Genomic DNA, 18,931 nt, shown 5'->3' on the forward strand with positions numbered 1-18,931 from the left:
CTCAATCGTCTGCCTTTCCGAGTGTGACGTGCACGGTCTGGCTGTCGCCGGCCGCGTCGAGGTAGGTCAGGGTCGCTTCGTCGCCGGGCGCCTTGGACCGCACCGCGGCGATCAACGCGTTCGCGCTGGCGATCGGGCGTTCGTCGAAGCGGGTGACGATGACGTCGCCGGGCAGGCCGGCGGCCGCCGCCGGGCCGTTCTCGACGACCTCGACCACCCGGGCGCCGTGCAGCGTGTTGTCGGCGGCCAGCAGCACCCCGAGCGAGGCATGCGAGGCCTTCCCGGTGGCGATCAGCTCGTCGGCGATGCGTTTGGCCTGGTCGATCGGGATCGCGAAGCCCAGGCCGATCGAGCCGCTCTGCGAATCGGAGGCGTCCCCGCCCAGGGTGGCGATCGCGGAGTTGATCCCGACCAGCTCACCGTTCATGTTGACCAGCGCGCCACCGGAGTTGCCCGGGTTGATCGCCGCGTCGGTCTGGATGGCGTCCAGGACGGTGTTCTGGTTGCGGGCGTCCCCGGCGCTGGAGACCGGCCGGTTCAGGGAGCTGACGATCCCGCTGGTCACCGTGCCCTGCAGGCCCAGCGGTGAGCCGACCGCCACCACCTGCTGGCCGACCCGCAGGTTCGCCGAGGAGCCGACCGTGATCGGGGTGAACCCGGTTTCGCCGCGCACCCGCACCACCGCGATGTCGCTGGCCGGGTCGGTGCCCACCACGGTGAACTCGGCGGTGCGCCCGTCGGCGAAGGTGACCAGCGTCTCGGGGGCGGCCCGCCCGTCGCCGGCGTCGGCGGCGGCGGAGACCACGTGGCTGTTGGTCAGGATGAGCCCGTCGGAGGAGTAGATGATGCCGGAGCCCTCCTGGAACTGCCGGCCCAAAAATGTCTCGAGGGTGACCACGCTGGGCACCACCTTGGCGGCCACCTGTTCCACCGAGCCCAGCGGCAACTCGGCGGCGGGCACGGCGTCGGGGTTGGAGCCGACGACGGTGGTCGTGGAGCTGGCGATCCGGCCGTGGTCCTGGTGGGCCAGGGTGGCGACGCCGCCGCCGACCGCGGCGGAGACCATCGCGATGGCCACCGCACCGACGGTCAGCGCCCCGGCGCGGGACTTACGTCGCGGTGGGCTCGGCGGCGGCCCCGGATAGCCCGGGTGGTGGCTCCATACGCTCTGCTGGCCGGTCTGGTGGGGACGCAGGTGCGGTTGGGTGTGGCCCGGGGCCGGCGACTGGTGCGGCGGATACGGCGGCCGGCGCGGTGGCGAGAACCTCGGGTCAGTCGTCATGTCGCTTTCGTGCCCTTCCTCGGAGCGCTCGGTCGCGGCGACCAGCGGCTGCGCTACGGACCACCCGCCGGGGACGGCGGTCGCTTCGGGTCAACGTGCGAGCCGTCGGCCGAGTTCCCGGCGACCTCCTCACCCGGCGGCTGCCGGCCGGGTAACCGCAGGTGGATCGAGGTTCCGGGCGGCTGACCGCCGGGCACGGTGTCCTCGATCCGCAGGCTTCCGCCATGCCGCAGAATAACCTGTTTGACGATCGCCAAACCCAGCCCCGAGCCGGGCATGGCCCGCGCGTCGGTGGACCGGTAGAACCGCTCGAAGACCAGGGCCCGCTCCGCCTCGGGGATCCCCGGGCCGCGGTCGGCGACCACCAGTTCGGCGTACCCGGGCTCGGCCGGGGCCAGCCGCACCCCCACCTGCCCGCCGGGCGGACTCCACTTGGCGGCGTTGTCCAGCAGGTTGAGCACCGCGCGGGACAGGCCCGCGGCGTCGCCGTCGAGCTGCCAGCCGGCGATGTCGACGTCGAACTCGATATCGTTGCGGCGGCGGCGAACCCGCTCCAGACAGCGGTCGACCACCTCGGTGAGGTCGACCGGCTCGTGGACCGGTCCGCTGCTGTCGTCGCGGCTGAGATCGATCAGGTCGCCGATCAGCGTCGACAATTCCTCGATCTGGGCGACCGCGTCGTGGCGCAGGTCGGCGATCTCGTGCTCGGGCAGCCGCGGCGCGCCCGGCTTCATCGACGCCATCAGCAGTTCGACGTTGGTGCGCAACGAGGTCAGCGGGGTGCGCAGCTCGTGCCCGGCGTCGGCCACCAGCCGGGCCTGACGGTCCCGGGACTCGGCCAGCGCGCGCAGCATCATGTTGAACGCCTCGGTGAGCCGGGACAATTCGTCGTCGCCGCTGACCGGGATCGGGCGCAGGTCGTCGGTGCGGGCCACCCGCTCGGCGGCCTCGGTGAGCCGGCCCACCGGGCGCAGCCCGGCGCGCATCACCAGCCACCCCGCCACGGCCGCGACGGCGACACCGACCGTGCCCACCGCCAGCAGCAGCCAGCGCAGCCGGCTGATCACCGCGTCGGTGGGCGCCAGGCTCATCGACAGCAGCAGCGCACTGCCGTCGAGCCGCCGGATCGCGAAGATCCGCTGGTCGTCGATGGTGTTCCAGGACCACAGCGACTGCCCGTGGATGACCGCCTGCTCCGGCGCGCCGACCGGCACCGCCAGCTCGCCGCTGTCGGCGGGGTGGCGGGCACCGTTGGGCAGTACCAACATCACGTCGATGTTCGAGTAGGTGGTGCCCTCGATCGCCTTCTCCGGGTTGGTCTCCAGCAGCCCGCTGGTGCTCAGCAGCTGGGCCTGCCGCTCCAGCTGGTGGTCGATGTCCTGGTACAGCGCCGCCGAGATCACCTGGTAGACCGCGAAGGCCACCAGTACGACGACCAACTCCACCATCGCCATCGCGAGCAACATGACCCGCGAGCGCAGCGACACCGTCGTGGCGCTCCGGCGGCGCGCACGCAGGCTCGGCATCAGTTGGGCGACTCCCGCAACACGTATCCCACCCCGCGCACCGTATAGATCAGCCGCGGTTCCCCTTCGGCCTCGGTCTTGCGCCGCAGGTAGCCGACGTAGACCTCCAGCGCGTTGCCGGAGGTCGGAAAGTCATAGCCCCACACCTCTTCGAGGATGCGACTGCGGGTCAGCACCACCCGCGGGTTGGCGATCAGCAACTCCAGCAGCGCGAACTCGGTGCGGGTCAAGGTGATCGGCCGCCCGCCGCGGGTGACCTCGCGGGTGACCGGGTCGAGGGTCAGGTCGGAGAACGTCAGCAGCACGGGTTCGTCGACGTCCTCGGCGAGGGTGCGGCGCAGCAGCGCCCGCAGCCGGGCCAGGAGCTCCTCGAGGGCGAACGGCTTGGCCAGGTAGTCGTCGGCGCCGGCGTCGAGGCCGGCCACCCGCTCGGAGACCGAATCCCGTGCCGTCAGCATCAGAATCGGCAGGCTGTCACCGGTGCTGCGCAGCTGACGGCAGACTTCCAGCCCGTCCAGACGCGGCATCATCACGTCGAGCACCATCGCGTCGGGACGCTCGGCGAGGATGGCCTCCTGCGCCTCGATGCCGTCGGTGGCCAGCGTCACCGAATAGCCGTTGAACGCGAGGGATCGGCGCAGTGACTCGCGGACCGCTCGATCGTCATCGACGACAAGTATCCGCAACGCCACCGCTGTCTTCTCCTCGTTTGGGTTGTCAGTGAGGATATCTGCCGTGGCGGCGAAGTATCCGCATTCAGCGGCGATCGAGATCGATCAGGCCGAGGCGGGCGGCCTTGAGCAGCCGGCGCGGCACCTTGTGCTGCTGACCGGCCACGGTGACGTTGACCAGGCCCGGGGCCTCGGCCTTCCACTGCGCGCGGCGATGGCGGGTGTTCGCGCGCGACATTCTGCGCTTGGGCACAGCCATGGTCGAGCTCTCCTATCGGGGGTGTACCGCGCAGGTGACCGGCGGCGACGATTACCCCCAGCGTAACGGGTGGGCGCCACTGGCTCCAAAAAGCCGGCCGTCGCCACCGGACCGACCCGCCGCCGGCGGCGGTGGGGGTCCGCGCCGCGGTTTTGCCCGACCCCGCCGATTCGGGGCCCGCCGACCCGGTCAAAAACGCCAGAACCAGGCCGAATCGTGACAGCATCGGCGCAACGGGAAGGCGGCGTCCCGATCCCGCGGCACGGCTTGACGCGGTACCGGCGGTCCGCGCTAACCTACCGGTTGGTTGACGAGCCTTGAGGGAGGCGGGGAATGACGGCTGCGGTCCGGATCGGGAACTGCTCGGGTTTCTACGGCGACCGGCTGGCCGCCATGCGCGAGATGCTCACCGGCGGCGAGCTGGACTACCTGACCGGCGACTACCTGGCCGAGCTGACCATGCTGATCCTCGGCCGGGACCGGGCCAAACACCCCGAGCGCGGCTACGCCAAGACCTTCCTGACCCAGCTGGAGGAGTGTCTGGGTCTCGCCCACGACCGCGGGGTCAAGATCGTCGCCAACGCCGGCGGGCTGAATCCGGCCGGCCTGGCCGACGCGGTGCGCGCGCTGGCCGACCGCCTCGGCGTCCCCGCGAAGGTGGCCCACGTGGAGGGCGACGACCTGCTCGGCCGCGCCGCGGAGCTCGACCTGGGCTCCCCGCTGACCGCCAACGCCTACCTGGGCGCCTGGGGGATCGTCGACTGTCTGAACGCCGGCGCCGACGTGGTGGTCACCGGCCGGGTCACCGACGCCTCGGTGATCGTCGGGCCGGCCGCCGCCCACTTCGGCTGGGGCCGCACCGATTACGACCGGCTGGCCGGCGCGGTGGTCGCCGGCCACGTCATCGAGTGCGGCGCGCAGGCCACCGGCGGCAACTACGCGTTCTTCACCGAGGTGCCCGACCTGGCGCACCTCGGCTTTCCGCTCGCCGAGATCCACCCCGACGGCTCGTCGGTCATCACCAAACACCCCGGCACCGGCGGGCTGGTCAGCGTCGACACCGTCACCGCCCAACTGCTCTACGAGGTCACCGGCGCCCGCTACGCCAACCCCGACGTCACCGCCCGGATGGACAGCATCACCCTGACCGACGACGGCGCCGACCGGGTCCGCATCAGCGCGGTCACCGGGGAACCGCCGCCCCCGACGCTGAAGGTCTCGCTCAACAGCATCGGCGGGTTCCGCAACGCGATGACCTTCGTGCTCACCGGGCTGGACATCGAGGCCAAAGCCGACCTGGTGCGCGCCCAGCTGGAGGCGGGCCTGTCGGTGCGGCCCGCCGAACTGGAGTGGACCCTGGCCCGCACCGACCACCCCGACGCCGACACCGAGGAAGCCGCCAGCGCGCTACTGCACTGCGTGGCACGCGATCCCGACCCCGAGAAGGTGGGGCGCGCGTTCTCCGGAGCGGCGATCGAGCTGGCGCTGGCCAGCTACCCCGGCTTCCACGTCACCGCACCCCCGGCGGCCGGTCAGATCTACGGGGTCTACACCCCCGGCTACGTCCCGGCCGCCGAGGTGCCGCACGTCGCGGTGGGCCCCGACGGCACCCGCACCGACATCCCCGCCGCCACCGACACCCGCGAACTCGCGCCCGCCGATCCCCCGCCGCTGCCCGACCCGCCGCCGCCCGGGCCGACCCGGCGGGTCCCGCTGGGCCGCATCGCCGGCGCCCGCAGCGGCGACAAGGGCGGCTCGGCCAACATCGGCGTGTGGGTGCGCACCGACGACCAATACCGTTGGCTGGCCCACACTCTCACCGAGGCGCGGCTGCGCGAGCTGCTGCCCGAGACCGCCGAGCTGCCGGTCACCCGCCACCTGCTGCCCAATCTGCGCGCCGTCAACTTCGTCGTCGAGGACATCCTCGGCCAGGGTGTGGCCTACCAGGCCCGCTTCGACCCGCAGGCCAAGGGCCTGGGCGAATGGCTGCGCAGCCGTCACATCGACATCCCGGAGGAACTGCTGTCGTGAGCATCTGGACCACCCCCGAGCGGGCGGCGCTGCGCAAGACCGTGCGCGGGTTCGTCGAACGCGAGATCCTGCCCAACGTCGAGCAGTGGGAACGCGCCGGCGAACTGCCGCGCGAGCTGCATCGCAAGGCCGGCGAGGCCGGGCTGCTCGGCGCCGGGTTCCCCGAGGCGGCCGGCGGCGGCGGGGGCGACGGCGCCGACGCCGTGGTCATCTGCGAGGAGATGCACACCGCAGGCGCTCCCGGCGGGGTGTTCGCGTCGCTGTTCACCTGCGGGATCGCGGTGCCGCACATGATCGCCTCCGGCGACGAGCAGCTCATCGAGCGCTTCGTGCGGCCCACCCTGCGCGGCGAGCTGATCGGGTCGCTGGCCATCACCGAGCCCGGCGGCGGCTCGGACGTGGGCCACCTGCGCACCACCGCGGTCGCAGACGGCGACCGCTACGTGGTCAACGGCGCCAAGACCTACATCACCTCCGGGGTGCGCGCCGACTATGTGGTCACCGCGGTGCGCACCGGCGGCGCGGACCGGCCCGGCGCCTCGGGAGTGTCGCTGCTGGTGGTGGAGAAGGGCACGCCCGGCTTCGAGGTCACCCGCAAGCTGGACAAGATGGGCTGGCGATCCTCCGACACCGCCGAGCTGTCTTACACCGACGTGGTGGTGCCCAAAACCAACCTGGTCGGCCCCGAGCACAGCGGGTTCCTGCAGATCGCGCAGGCCTTCGTCGCCGAACGCATCGGCCTGGCCGCCCAGGCCTACTCCAGCGCGCAACGCTGCCTGGATCTGACCGCGGCGTGGTGCCGGGACCGGGAGACCTTCGGCCGGCCGCTGATCTCCCGGCAGGCCGTGCAGAACACCCTGGCGGAGATGGCCCGGCGCATCGATGTCGCCCGGGTCTACGCCCGCCACGTGGTGGAGCGCCAACTCGCCGGGGAGCAGAACCTCATCGCCGAGGTCTGCTTCGCCAAGAACACCGCGGTGGAGGCCGGGGAGTGGGTGGCCCACCAGGCGGTGCAGCTCTTCGGCGGGATGGGCTACATGACCGAGTGCGAAGTCGAACGGCAGTACCGCGACATGCGCATCATCGGCATCGGCGGCGGCACCACCGAGATCCTGACGTCGTTGGCCGCCAAGACCCTGGGGTACCAGTCATGACCGTGCTGCAGACCGCCGTCGACACCGCCGCACCCGCCTACACCGAGGCCGCCGAGGCGATGACCGCCAAGCTCGCCGAACTCGCCGACGAACACGCCAAGGCCCTGGCCGGCGGCGGCGCCAAATACGTCGAGCGCCACCACTCCCGCGGCAAGCTCACCGCACGCGAACGCATCGAGCTCCTCGTCGACCCCGACTCGCCGTTCCTGGAGCTGTCCCCGCTCGCCGCGTGGGGCAGCGACTTCCAGGTCGGGGCCAGCCTGGTCACCGGGATCGGCGCCGTCGCCGGGGTGGAGTGCATGATCGTCGCCAACGACCCCACCGTCAAGGGCGGCACCTCCAACCCGTGGACGCTGCGGAAGATCCTGCGGGCCAACAAGATCGCGCTGGAGAACCGGCTGCCGGTGATCTCGCTGGTGGAGTCCGGCGGCGCCGACCTGCCCACCCAGAAGGAAGTCTTCATCCCCGGCGGGCAGATGTTCCGGGACCTGACCCGGCTGTCGGCCGCGGGCATCCCCACGATCGCGCTGGTGTTCGGCAACTCCACCGCCGGCGGCGCCTACGTGCCGGGCATGTCCGACCACGTGGTGATGATCAAGCAACGCTCCAAGGTGTTCCTCGCCGGGCCGCCGCTGGTCAAGATGGCCACCGGGGAGGAGTCCGACGACGAGTCGCTCGGCGGCGCGGAGATGCACGCCCGCACCTCCGGGCTGGCCGACTACTTCGCCGTCGACGAGCCCGACGCGCTGCGGATCGGCCGGCGGATCGTGGCCCGGCTGAACTGGCGCAAGCTGGGCCCGGCCCCGCGCCCGGTGGTCCCGCCGCTGGCCGACCCGGCCGAGCTGCTCGGCATCGTGCCCGCCGACCTGCGCACCCCGTTCGACCCGCGGGAGGTCATCGCCCGCATCGTCGACGGCTCGGAGTTCGACGAGTTCAAACCGATGTACGGCTCCTCACTGGTCACCGGCTGGGCCACCCTGCACGGCTACCCGCTGGGCATCCTGGCCAACGCGCGCGGCGTGCTGTTCTCCGAGGAGTCGCAGAAGGCGACCCAGTTCATCCAGCTGGCCAACCGCGCCGACACCCCACTGCTGTTCCTGCACAACACCACCGGCTACATGGTGGGCCGCGCCTACGAGGAAGGCGGGATGATCAAGCACGGCTCGATGATGATCAACGCCGTGTCCAACTCCACCGTCCCGCACCTCTCGCTGCTCATCGGCGCCTCCTACGGCGCCGGCCACTACGGCATGTGCGGCCGTGCCTACGACCCGCGGTTCCTGTTCGCCTGGCCGTCGGCGAAGGCCGCGGTGATGGGCGGGGCGCAGCTGGCCGGGGTGATCTCGATCGTCAGCCGGGCGGCGGCGGCCGCCCGTGGCCAGCAGGTCGACGAGGACGCCGACGCCGCGCTGCGGGCCGCGATCGAGGCGCAGATCGAAGCGGAGTCGCTGCCGATGTTCCTGTCCGGCCGGCTCTACGACGACGGGGTCATCGACCCCCGCGACACCCGCACGGTGCTGGGAATGTGCCTGTCCGCCACCGCCAATGGCCCGATCGAGGGGACGTCGAACTTCGGCGTCTTCCGGATGTGAGTGCGAACATGATTTCCACAGTTCTGGTCGCCAACCGCGGGGAGATCGCCCGCCGGGTCTTCGCCACCTGCCGTCGGCTGGGCCTGGGCACCGTCGCGGTCTACACCGACCCCGACGCCGACGCCCCGCACGTCGCCGAGGCCGACGCCGCGGTACGGCTGCCCACCGTCGCCAGCTACCTGTCGGCCGAGGAAATCATCGCCGCGGCGCGCGCCGCCGGCGCCGACGCGGTGCACCCGGGCTACGGGTTCCTCTCGGAGAACCCCGATTTCGCCGCCGCGGTGATCGACGCCGGGCTGACCTGGATCGGCCCGCCGGTGGACGCGGTGCGCGCCATGGGCTCGAAGATCGAGGCCAAGAAGCTGATGGCCGACGCCGGGGTGCCGGTGCTCGACGAACTCGACCCCGCCTCGGTCACCGCCGCCGAACTGCCGGTGCTGGTCAAAGCCTCCGCCGGCGGCGGCGGCCGCGGGATGCGGGTGGTGCACGAGCTGTCCGCGCTGGCCGAGGAGGTGGCCGCCGCGAGCCGGGAGGCCGCCGCCGCGTTCGGTGACCCGACGGTCTTCTGCGAGCGCTACCTGCCCACCGGCAGGCACATCGAGGTGCAGATCCTCGCCGACAACCACGGCACCGTCTGGGCCGTCGGGGAACGGGAGTGCTCGATTCAGCGCAGGCACCAGAAGATCATCGAGGAGGCCCCCTCCCCGCTGGTGGAGCGCATCCCCGGCATGCGCGACCGGCTGTTCACCGCGGCCCGGCTGGCCGCCACCGCGATCGGCTACACCGGTGCGGGCACGGTGGAGTTCCTCGCCGACGAGCACGGCGAGTTCTTCTTCCTGGAGATGAACACCCGGCTGCAGGTCGAACACCCCGTCACCGAGGAGACCACCGGCGTCGACCTGGTGGAGTGGCAGTTGGCCGTCGCCGACGGCGCCCCGCTGGACGCCGAACCCCCGCCCACCCGGGGCCACTCGATCGAGGCGCGCGTCTACGCCGAGGACCCGGCCCGCGACTGGCAGCCGCAGGCCGGCCTCATCCACGCCTTCGACGTGCCCGGGGTGGCCGCCCGCTTCGGCTCCCTGCACCGGCGCACCGGGATCCGGCTGGACGCCGGCTTCACGGCCGGCTCGGTGGTGCCGATCCACTACGACCCGATGCTGGCCAAGGTCATCTCCTATGCGCCGCAGCGCCGTCGCGCCGCGCTGGTGCTGGCGGATGCGTTGGCGCGCACCCGGATCCACGGCGTGCGCACCAACCGGGACCTGCTGGTCAACGTGCTGCGCCATCCGGCGTTTTTGGCCGGGGACACCGACACCGCGTTCTTCGCCACCCACGGGCTGGCCGAACTGGCCGCCCCGCTGGCCGACGACGCCGCGGTGCGCCTGTCGGCGGTCGCGGCCGCGCTGGCCGACGCCGAGCACAACCGGGCCGGCGCCACGGTGTTCGCCGGCATCCCCAGCGGCTGGCGCAACCTGGCCGCCGCCAACCAGGTCAAGACCTACCGCGACACCGCCGACACCGAACACCGGGTGGAATACCGGTTCGGCCCCGACGGTGTGCACCTGCCCGACGACGACACCGTCACCGTGGTCTCCACCGGCCCGCAGCGGGTCGTGCTCGCCGATGCGGCCGGGGTGGCACGCGGTTTCGCGGTGTCACGGTCCGGACCGCAGGTCTACGTCGACTCCCCGCTCGGCGGGGTGGCGTTCAGCGCGGTGCCGCGGCTGCCCGAACCCGGCACCGAGGTCGAGCCGGGATCGCTGGTCGCGCCGATGCCCGGCAGCGTGCTGCGCGTCGGGGCCGACGTCGGCGACACCGTCACCGCCGGGCAGCCGCTGGTGTGGCTGGAAGCGATGAAAATGGAGCACACCATCACCGCCCCGACCGACGGTGTGCTCGCCGAGTTGCACGTCGAGCCCGGCACCCAAGTCGACGTCGGCACCGTCCTGGCCCGAGTAGAGACCCCCGAAACAGAAGGAGACCCCCAATGAGCATCGACACCAGCTTCATCGAGTCCGAGGAGCGCCGCGCGCTGCGCGAGGCCGTCGCCGCGATGGCCGCCAACTACGGGCAGGACTACTACCTGGCCAAGGCGCGCGCCGGGCAGCACACCGACGAATTGTGGAACGAGGCGGGCAAGCTCGGGTTCCTCGGGGTGAACCTGCCCGAGGAGTACGGCGGCGGCGGGGCCGGCATGTACGAGCTGTCGCTGGTGATGGAGGAGATGGCCGCCCACGGGTGCGGGCTGCTGATGATGGTCGTCTCCCCGGCGATCAACGGCACCATCATCGCCAAGTTCGGCACCGACGAGCAGAAGCAGCGCTGGCTGCCCGGCATCGCCGACGGCTCGCTGACGATGGCGTTCGCCATCACCGAGCCCGACGCCGGCTCCAACTCGCACCGCATCACCACCACCGCCCGCCGCGACGGCTCCGACTGGATCCTGTCCGGGCAGAAGGTGTTCATCTCCGGCATCGACCAGGCGCAGGCGGTGCTGGTGGTGGGCCGTACCGAGGAGGCCAAGACCGGCAACCTCAAGCCGGCGCTGTTCGTGGTGCCCACCGACGCGCCGGGACTGACCTACACCCCCATCGAGATGGAGCTGGTCAGCCCGGAACGGCAGTTCCAGGTCTTCCTTGACGAGGTGCGGCTGCCCGCCGACGCGCTCGTCGGCTCCGAGGACGCCGCGATCGCGCAGCTGTTCGCCGGCCTGAACCCGGAGCGCATCATGGGCGCGGCCAGCGCGGTGGGGATGGGCCGGTTCGCGATCAACAAGGCGGTCGACTACGTCAAGACCCGGCAGGTGTGGAAGACGCCGATCGGCTCGCACCAGGGGCTCTCGCACCCGCTGGCGGCCAACCACATCGAGATCGAGCTGGCGAAGGTGATGATGCAGAAGGCGGCCACCCTCTACGACAGCGGCGACGACGTGGGCGCCGCCGAGGCCGCCAACATGGCCAAGTACGCCGCCGGGGAAGCCTCGACCCGCGCGGTGGACCAGGCCGTGCAGTCCCTCGGCGGCAACGGGCTGACCAAGGAGTACGGGATCGCCGCGGCGGTCACCTCCTCACGGCTGGCCCGCATCGCCCCGGTGAGCCGCGAGATGATCCTCAACTTCGTCGCGCAGACCTCGCTGGGCCTGCCGAGGTCGTACTGATGGACAGCCCCGTCGATTACGCGGTGGCCGACGGGGTCGCACGGCTGACCCTAAACTCCCCGCGCAACCGCAACGCCCTGTCCACCGAACTGGTCGAGGCCCTGCACCGGGGGCTGCGCGACGCCGCCGCCGACGACAGCGTCCGCGCGGTGGTGCTGGCCCACACCGGCAACACTTTCTGCGCCGGTGCCGACCTGTCCCAGGCCGCCGGGGCCGATCCGGGGGACGCGGCCACCGAGCGGGCCCGGGAGCTCGCGGCGCTGCTGCGGGCGATCGTGGCGGCGCCGCTGCCGGTGATCGCCGCCGTCGACGGCCACGTCCGCGCCGGCGGGATGGGGCTGGTCGGGGCATGCGACATCGTGGTGGCCGGCCCGGCCAGTACCTTCGGGCTCACCGAGGCGCGGATCGGGGTGGCCCCGGCGATCATCTCGCTGACCCTGCTGCCCAAGCTGTCGGCCCGGTCGGCGGGGCGCTACTACCTGACCGGGGAGACCTTCGACGCCGCGGAGGCCACCCGCATCGGGCTGGTGACGCTCACCGCCGACGAGGAGGGCGGGGTCGACGCCGCGGTGGCCGAGCTGACCGGACAGCTGCGCCGCGGATCACCGCAGGGTCTGGCCGCCTCCAAGGCGCTGACGACCGCGGCGATCCTGGCCGGTTTCGACGCCGACGCCGAGCGGCTCGCGGCGGAATCGGCGCGGCTGTTCGTCTCCGAGGAGGCGCAGGAGGGCATGCTGGCGTTCCTGCAGAAACGCCCGCCGCGCTGGGCGCCGCCGGCCGGCGACTGATCCCGCCGGTTTCGCCGGTCGGGGGCTGCGGTCTGCGGGTTTGTCGTAGGCTGTGGGCCGATGAGCAAGCCAGAGCAGCCCCGCCCGCGCGCCGGTGACACCGACCGGTTCCAGGTCGCGCAGCTGCTCTCCGAGGCCGCTGCCCGCGGGCAGTTGCCGGAGAACGAGTACCGCGACCGGCTGTCGAAAGCGTATGCGGCGCAGACCTACGACGAACTGGACCGGGTCAGTTCGGATCTGCCCGGCGCGTGGGGCACCAGCCGACCGCGCGGCGACGCCAAACCGGCGCCGTCGACGCTGCTGCTGGCGCTCTTCAGCGGGTTCCAGCGCCGGGGCCGCTGGAACGTCCCCAAGCGGCTCACCACGCTCGCGCTGTGGGGTGGCGGGGTGATCGACCTGCGCTACGCCAACTTCACCGCCGCCGAGGTGGAGATCAACGCGTACTCGATCATGGGCGGCCAGACGATCCTGCTTCCCCCGGAGGTCAACGTCGAGATCACCGGCCGCGGCGTGATGGGCAACTTCGACCACGAGGCGGCCGGTGCCGGCACGCCGGGCGCACCGACGGTGACGATCAAGGGGCTCTCGCTGTGGGGCCAGGTCGGCATCAAACGCAAAAAGCGCGGCCGCAGCGGCGACACCCCCTAGCCCCCTCGCCCCCTCGCCCACTCGCCCAACGTGCAGCCACTGCGACATCCGGCGCGGTTTTTCGCAGCCAGTGCACGCTCGGCGCGCGCCGGGGGCTGACCGCCGCGGGACAGACGCCCGGGACAGCGCCCGGGACAGCGTCCGGGACAGCCGCCGGGGGCTAGCCCACGAAAGCTACGCCCGGCGCCGGGACTGCAGGTAATCGCCGACGACCGCGGCGCCCAGCCCGTCCTCGTCGGGCACCACCACCCGGCCGTGCACCCGGCGCGCCACCTGGTCGATGAAGCGGGCCAGCCCGGGGTCGTCGCCGAGCCGGAAGATGGTGACCTGGGTGCCCAGCCTCGCGATCTCGTCGAAACCGCGGACGGTCAACCCGACCGTGCGCGGGTGCGGCGGGTAGTCGAAGAACACCGCCGCCTCCGCGCCGTCCCCGCCGGGGCCGACCGGGCCCTCCAGATGGGCGGTCGGCTCGCCGTCGGTGACCACCAGCACCACCGGCTGGGCGGCCGGGTGCCTGCGCAGGTGCCGGCCGGCCAGCGCCAGCGCGTGGTGCAGGTTGGTGCCCTGCTCGTAGATGCCCTCCAAGCCCATCAGCTCGGCCGGGGTGACGGTCCGCGCGTAGCGGCCGAAGGCGATGATCTGCAGCGCATCGGAGCGGAACCGGGTGGAGATGAGGTGGTTCAGCGCCAGCGCCGTGCGTTTCATCGGCACCCACCGGTTCTCCATCACCATCGAGAACGAGGTGTCCACCAGCAGTGCCACCGCCGCCTGGGTGCGGGTCTCGGTTTCGGAGATCTCCACGTCGTCGACGCTGATCTGCAGCCGCCCGCCGGTCGCGTCGGGCGTGCCGGCCTGGCGCAGCACCGCGTTGGTCAGGGTGCGCGCCACGTTCCACGGCTCGGTGTCGCCGAACTGCCACGGCCGGGTGGCGCCGGTCAGCTCCCCCGCCGCCCCGGCCCGGCGGTGGTCGCGCTGGCCGCGGCGCCCGCTCAGCTGCCGGGCCACGTCCTGCAGCGCGGTCTGCCCGAGCCGGCGCATCGCCTTGGGCGACAGCCGCCACTGCCCGTCGGGGGTGCGGTCGAAGAAGCCCTGGTTGACCAGGGCGCGCTCCAGTTCGGCGAGGGTGGCGGCGTCCACGGCGGCCTCGTCGCCGAGCTGGCGGGCCAGCGCCTCGAGGTCGACGTCGTCCATGCTGGCGCCCGGGTAAGCCTGGGAGAGCTGCTCGGCGAGCTGCTCGAGCTCGCCGATGTCGGCCAGCGCCTGCGCCCCCTCCCCCATCCCCAGCGGGTTGTCCCCGGAGAACTCCGCGCTGCCCTGCCAGTCCTCGCCGGGCCGGGCGGCCTGCAGGTGGGCGTCCAGGCGCGCCAGCGACTGCTGCAGCGCCGGCGAGCCGAACGCCTGCATCGCCAGCGCGTCCAACTCGGCGCGCTGCTCGGCGGAGAGGCTGTTGCGGAAGCGTTGCGCGGCGGCGGCGCGTTTGGCCAGCGAGTCCAGCAGCTCCTCGATGTTGCGCGGGTTCTCCGGGAAGAACTCGCCGTGTTTGCCCATGAAGTCGGCGAAGTCGTCGGCGGTGTCCTCGCCGCGGGCGTGTTTGTCCAGCAGGTCGTTGAGGTCGTCGAGCATCTCGCTGACCCGCTGGCGGTCGGCGTCGGTGGCGCCTTCGAGCGCCTGCTTCATCCCGGCGAACCGCTGGTCGAGCATCTCCCGGCCGAGCAGGTCGCTGATCTGTTGATACTTCTCCCGGGCCTCCGCCGAACGCCACGAGTAGTCGGCGAGCTCCTGCACGGCTTTGGCCGGTGACGGCGACAGCGCCGAGAGCTGCATCTCGTGGAAGCGGGCGTCGTCGTCGAGGGCGCGGGCCAGTTCCTTGCGTTCGGCCAGCACCGCCTCGTCGAGCAGCTTCTTGATCTCGCCGAGGGTGCCGTCGAGGTTGTTGCGGCGCAGCAGGTCGCGGCGCCGCCGGTGCGCCTCAGCGGCCAGGGTGTCCGCCCCGGCCATGGTCGACGTGCCGCGGCGCAGCAGCTCGGCGAGGGCCCGGCGCGGGGACGCGCCGGCCATCACGTCGGCGCCGATCTGTTCCAGGGCGTCGCGCAGATCCAGCGGCGGCGCCAGCGGATCCGGCCCGCCGGTGTAGGCGGAGTACCGCAGCGAGTGGGCGCGACCGGGTTCAGCCATAGACGGTTTCGCCGTCCCCGGACTGCTTGTCGATCCGCTTGGCCAGATACAGCGCCTCCAGCGCCAGCTCCACCGCGGCGGCGCGCTCACCCTCGGATTCGGCGCCGACGCGCTGCGCGATCGCGTCGAGCACCGGCAGCTGCGGCAGCGCGGCCAGCACCGCCTTGGCCGACACCCGCTCCCCGGTGGTGACCACCGAGCCCTCTTCGACGGCGGTGACCAGCGGCGCCACGTCGATCCCGCCGAGGATAGCGGCGGCCGCGTCGGCGGTGGCGCGGCGCAGCAGGTGCTCGAGCACCGCGAGCTCGCGGCCCTCCTCCCCGGTTTCGAACTCGAGTTTGCCGCGCAACACGTCGATGACGGTGCCCAGGTCGACCACCCGGGCGACCGGGTCGGTCTCACCGAGCAGGGCGCCGCGGTGGCGGGCGGCGGCGGCGACGGTTTCGGCGGCGGCGATGGAGAACCGGGCGGAGACCCCGGAGCGCTGGTCGATAGCCCGCGAGTCGCGCAGGCTGCGGGTGAACCGGGCGATGATCGCCAGCAGGTGGTCGGGCACCGGGGCGCTGAGGTGGGCTTCCTGGGCGATCACGCCGACCTCGGCGTCGAGTTCCAGCGGGTAGTGGGTGCGGATCTCGGCGCCGAACCGGTCCTTGAGCGGGGTGATGATCCGGCCCCGGTTGGTGTAGTCCTCGGGGTTGGCGCTGGCCACCACCAGCACGTCCAGCGGCAGGCGCAGCGTGTAGCCGCGGACCTGGATGTCGCGTTCCTCCATCACGTTGAGCATCGCCACCTGGATGCGTTCGGCCAGGTCGGGCAGCTCGTTGACGGCGACGATGCCGCGGTGGGCGCGCGGGATGAGCCCGTAGGCGATGGTCTCGGGGTCACCGAGGCTGCGGCCCTCGGCCACCTTGATCGGGTCGATGTCACCGACCAGGTCGGCGACGCTGGTGTCGGGGGTGGCGAGCTTCTCGGTATAGCGTTCGCTGCGGTGCCGCCAGGCCACCGGCAGGTCGTCGCCGAGTTCCTCGGCCCGCCGGATCGATTCCGGGGTGATCGGCGTGTAGGGGTGCTCGTCGAGTTCGGCGTCGGCGATCACCGGGGTCCACTCGTCGAGCAGCCCGACCACCGCGCGCAGCAGCCGGGTCTTGCCCTGCCCGCGCTCGCCGAGCAGCACGAAGTCGTGCCCGGCGATCAGCGCCCGTTCCAGCTGCGGCAGCACGGTGTCGTCGAAGCCGAGGATGCCGGGCCAGATCTCCTCGCCGTTGGCGAGGGCGGTCAGCAGGTTCTCGCGGATCTCCTCTTTGACGGTGCGTTGACGGTGCCCGGCGGCGCGGAGTTCGCCGACGGTGGTACGGGGAGCGAAATCAGGTGCGGCCACCACACCAACCTACGGCGGGAGGCGGTGTCGCGTCGATCACCCGTGGTGGGGCGGGTTTCGTCAGTGCGCGAAGTGTCGCGCCCCGGTCAGGTAGAGGGTGACGCCGGCGGCCTCGGCGGCGGCGGTCACCTCCTCGTCGCGGACCGAGCCGCCGGGGTGCACGACCGCCCGCACGCCGGCGTCGGCCAGCGTCTGCAGGCCGTCGGGGAACGGGAAGAACGCATCGGAGGCGGCCACCGCGCCGGCCACCCGCTGCCCGCCGCGTTCGACGGCCAGCCGGGCGGCGTCCACCCGGTTGACCTGACCCATGCCCACCCCGACGGTGGCGCCGCCGGCGGCGATCACGATCGCGTTGGACTTCACCGACCGGCAGGTGCGCCAGGCGAACACCAGGTCCGCGCGGGTCGCGTCGTCGGCGGGCTGCCCGGCGGCCAGGGTCCAGTTGGCCGGGTCGTCGCCGTCGGCGGTGAGGGTGTCGCGCTGTTGCATCAGCAGCCCCCCGCTGATCTGGCGCCATTCGGTGCCGCCGCCCAGCGGTTCGGAGACCACCAGGACACGGATGTTCTTCTTGCGGGCCAGCACCTCCACGGCGCCGGGTTCGTAGGCCGGGGCGACGATGACCTCGGTGAAGATGGTCGAGACGTATTCGGCCATCTCGACGCTGACCTCGGTGTTGGCGGCGATGACGCCGCCGAAGGCGCTGAGCGGGTCGCAGTCGTGAGCTTTGCGGTGCGCGTCGGCCACCGAGGTCGACGAGACCGCGATCCCGCACGGGTTGGCGTGTTTGATGATCGCGACGCAGGTCTGTTCGTGGTCGAACGCGGCCCGCCAGGCGGCGTCGGCGTCGGTGTAGTTGTTGTAGGACATCTCCTTGCCGTGCAGCTGGTCGGCCTGGGCCAGCCCCGGCCAGGCGCCGGCGTCGGCGTACAGCGCCGCCTGCTGATGCGGGTTCTCCCCGTAGCGCAGCACCGCCGAGCGGTGCCAGGTTCCGGCCACCCAGTCCGGCAGCTGCCCGTGCTCCGGCTGGGGGCACAGTGTGGACTCCATCCAGCTGGCCACCGCCACGTCGTATTCGGCGGTGTGCCGGAACGCCAACGCCGCCAGGCGTTTCCGCTCGGCGAGGGTGAAGCCGCCGGCGTCGACCGCGGCGAGCACCCCGTCGTAGCCCAGCGGGGAGACCACGACCGCGACGCTGGGGTGGTTCTTGGCGGCCGCCCGCACCATCGACGGCCCGCCGATGTCGATCTGCTCGACGCATTCGTCGGTGTCGGCGCCGGATTCGACGGTCTCGCCGAACGGATACAGGTTGACCACGACCAGTTCGAACGCGGCGATGCCGAGGTCGGCGAGCGCGGCGACGTGATCGGGTTTGCGCAGGTCGGCCAGCAGCCCGGCATGCACCCGCGGGTGCAGGGTCTTGACCCGCCCGTCGAGCACCTCGGGGAAGCCGGTCATCTCTTCCACCGGTGTGACCGGGATGTCTTTCTCGGCAATGGTTTTCGCGGTCGATCCGGTGGAGACGATCTCCACGCCGGCCCGGTGCAGCCCCTGGGCCAGGTCGACCAGGCCGGTCTTGTCGTAGACGCTGATCAGGGCCCGCCGGATCGGTGTCCGGGACGCGTTGTCCACCGTCTGCTCGCTCATCCCATCGTCGCCTTTCGTCCGGTCCAGGTCACGCCGCCGGTCGCCAGCGCGGCCAGCACTTCGGCCAGCAGTTTGCGTTCGACCACCTTGATGCGCTCGTGCAGGCTGTCCTCGTCGTCGTCGTCGAACACCGTAACGGGCTGCTGGGCCAGGATCGGCCCGGTGTCGGTGCCGGCGTCGACCAGGTGCACGGTGCAGCCGGTGACCTTGACCCCGTGGGCCAGCGCGTCGGCGACGGCGTGCGCACCGGGGAACGCGGGCAGCAGGGCCGGGTGGGTGTTGACGGTGCGGCCGAGGAATTCGGAAAGAAAGTGGGGACCAAGGATTTTCATGAAGCCGGCGGAGACCACCAGGTCGGGGCGGTGCGCCGCGGTGGCCGCGGTGATCGCGGCGTCCCAGGCCGCCCGGTCGGGATGGTCGGCGAGCCGGACGGTGAAGGTGGGTATCCCGGCGGCTTCGGCGACCTCGACGGCGCGGCAGTCGCGGTCCACGCCGACCGCGACCACCCGGGCCGGGTAGTCGTCGACGGCGGCCGCCAGCAGCGCCTCGAGCAGCGACCCGGTTCCCGACGCCAGCACCACCAGCCGGGCCGGCGCGCTGGGAGGCACACGGATCGGCTGCTGCAC

15 protein-coding genes are annotated in these 18,931 nt (G+C 72.2%); 7 read left to right on the top strand and 8 right to left on the bottom strand.

The window, feature by feature from the left end:
• Position 1 precedes the first annotated feature (1 nt).
• The 4 genes from A5643_RS15920 to rpmF all read right to left on the bottom strand — a co-directional run bounded on the left by A5643_RS15920 (position 2) and on the right by rpmF (position 3,738).
• Entirely contained in the window at positions 2-1,282 is a 1,281-nt protein-coding gene (locus A5643_RS15920; protein ID WP_066857659.1) for a S1C family serine protease, read from the bottom strand.
• A gap of 53 nt (positions 1,283-1,335) precedes the next feature.
• A complete protein-coding gene (locus A5643_RS15925) occupies positions 1,336-2,808 on the bottom strand; it encodes a HAMP domain-containing sensor histidine kinase (protein WP_082948996.1) in 1,473 nt (490 codons plus the stop codon).
• Positions 2,808-3,494, bottom strand: coding sequence for a response regulator transcription factor (locus A5643_RS15930; RefSeq protein WP_066858066.1), 687 nt, complete (start codon positions 3,492-3,494; stop codon positions 2,808-2,810). Before A5643_RS15930 ends, A5643_RS15925 begins: the two co-directional genes overlap by 1 nt.
• A gap of 70 nt (positions 3,495-3,564) precedes the next feature.
• Positions 3,565-3,738, bottom strand: a complete 174-nt coding sequence (rpmF, locus tag A5643_RS15935) for a 50S ribosomal protein L32 (RefSeq protein ID WP_066857662.1) — start codon at positions 3,736-3,738, stop codon at positions 3,565-3,567.
• Between the two features lie 333 nt (positions 3,739-4,071).
• On the opposite strand from rpmF, the gene A5643_RS15940 reads away from it, so the two are divergent.
• From A5643_RS15940 to A5643_RS15970, 7 genes are read left to right on the top strand one after another with little or no spacing between them, the layout of a single operon-like run.
• Entirely contained in the window at positions 4,072-5,769 is a 1,698-nt protein-coding gene (locus tag A5643_RS15940; protein ID WP_066857665.1) for an acyclic terpene utilization AtuA family protein, read from the top strand.
• A complete protein-coding gene (locus A5643_RS15945; RefSeq protein ID WP_066857668.1) occupies positions 5,766-6,923 on the top strand; it encodes an acyl-CoA dehydrogenase family protein in 1,158 nt (385 codons plus the stop codon). The genes A5643_RS15940 and A5643_RS15945 overlap by 4 nt, the downstream gene beginning before the upstream one ends.
• Complete coding sequence (locus A5643_RS15950) at positions 6,920-8,515, top strand: acyl-CoA carboxylase subunit beta (protein WP_066857671.1); 1,596 nt, start codon at positions 6,920-6,922, stop codon at positions 8,513-8,515. The genes A5643_RS15945 and A5643_RS15950 overlap by 4 nt, the downstream gene beginning before the upstream one ends.
• An 8-nt stretch (positions 8,516-8,523) precedes the next feature.
• Positions 8,524-10,506, top strand: a complete 1,983-nt coding sequence (locus A5643_RS15955) for an acetyl/propionyl/methylcrotonyl-CoA carboxylase subunit alpha (RefSeq protein WP_066858069.1) — start codon at positions 8,524-8,526, stop codon at positions 10,504-10,506.
• Complete coding sequence (locus A5643_RS15960; protein WP_066857674.1) at positions 10,503-11,672, top strand: acyl-CoA dehydrogenase family protein; 1,170 nt, start codon at positions 10,503-10,505, stop codon at positions 11,670-11,672. Before A5643_RS15955 ends, A5643_RS15960 begins: the two co-directional genes overlap by 4 nt.
• Entirely contained in the window at positions 11,672-12,460 is a 789-nt protein-coding gene (locus A5643_RS15965) for an enoyl-CoA hydratase family protein (RefSeq protein ID WP_066857677.1), read from the top strand. The genes A5643_RS15960 and A5643_RS15965 overlap by 1 nt, the downstream gene beginning before the upstream one ends.
• 60 nt (positions 12,461-12,520) lie before the next feature.
• Positions 12,521-13,108 carry a DUF1707 SHOCT-like domain-containing protein gene (locus tag A5643_RS15970; RefSeq protein ID WP_066857680.1) on the top strand — a complete coding sequence of 196 codons (588 nt, stop codon included), beginning with the start codon at positions 12,521-12,523 and terminating at the stop codon, positions 13,106-13,108.
• Positions 13,109-13,282: 174 nt separating this feature from the next.
• Here the strand turns inward: A5643_RS15970 and A5643_RS15975 are convergent, their stop codons facing one another.
• Genes A5643_RS15975 through purN form a run of 4 tightly spaced genes read right to left on the bottom strand, consistent with a single transcriptional unit; the run spans position 13,283 to position 18,931 of the window.
• Positions 13,283-15,283, bottom strand: a complete 2,001-nt coding sequence (locus A5643_RS15975; protein WP_066857683.1) for a VWA domain-containing protein — start codon at positions 15,281-15,283, stop codon at positions 13,283-13,285.
• A complete protein-coding gene (locus A5643_RS15980) occupies positions 15,276-16,661 on the bottom strand; it encodes a sigma 54-interacting transcriptional regulator (protein ID WP_502686245.1) in 1,386 nt (461 codons plus the stop codon). Before A5643_RS15980 ends, A5643_RS15975 begins: the two co-directional genes overlap by 8 nt.
• Before the next feature lie 60 nt (positions 16,662-16,721).
• Positions 16,722-18,305, bottom strand: a complete 1,584-nt coding sequence (gene purH, locus A5643_RS15985) for a bifunctional phosphoribosylaminoimidazolecarboxamide formyltransferase/IMP cyclohydrolase (protein ID WP_066857687.1) — start codon at positions 18,303-18,305, stop codon at positions 16,722-16,724.
• On the bottom strand, positions 18,302-18,931 hold the full coding sequence (gene purN / locus A5643_RS15990; protein WP_066857689.1) for a phosphoribosylglycinamide formyltransferase: 630 nt from the start codon (positions 18,929-18,931) through the stop codon (positions 18,302-18,304). The genes purH and purN overlap by 4 nt, the downstream gene beginning before the upstream one ends.

It is taken from the genome of Mycobacterium sp. 1274756.6, from assembly GCF_001668625.1.
Lineage (GTDB): Bacteria > Actinomycetota > Actinomycetes > Mycobacteriales > Mycobacteriaceae > Mycobacterium.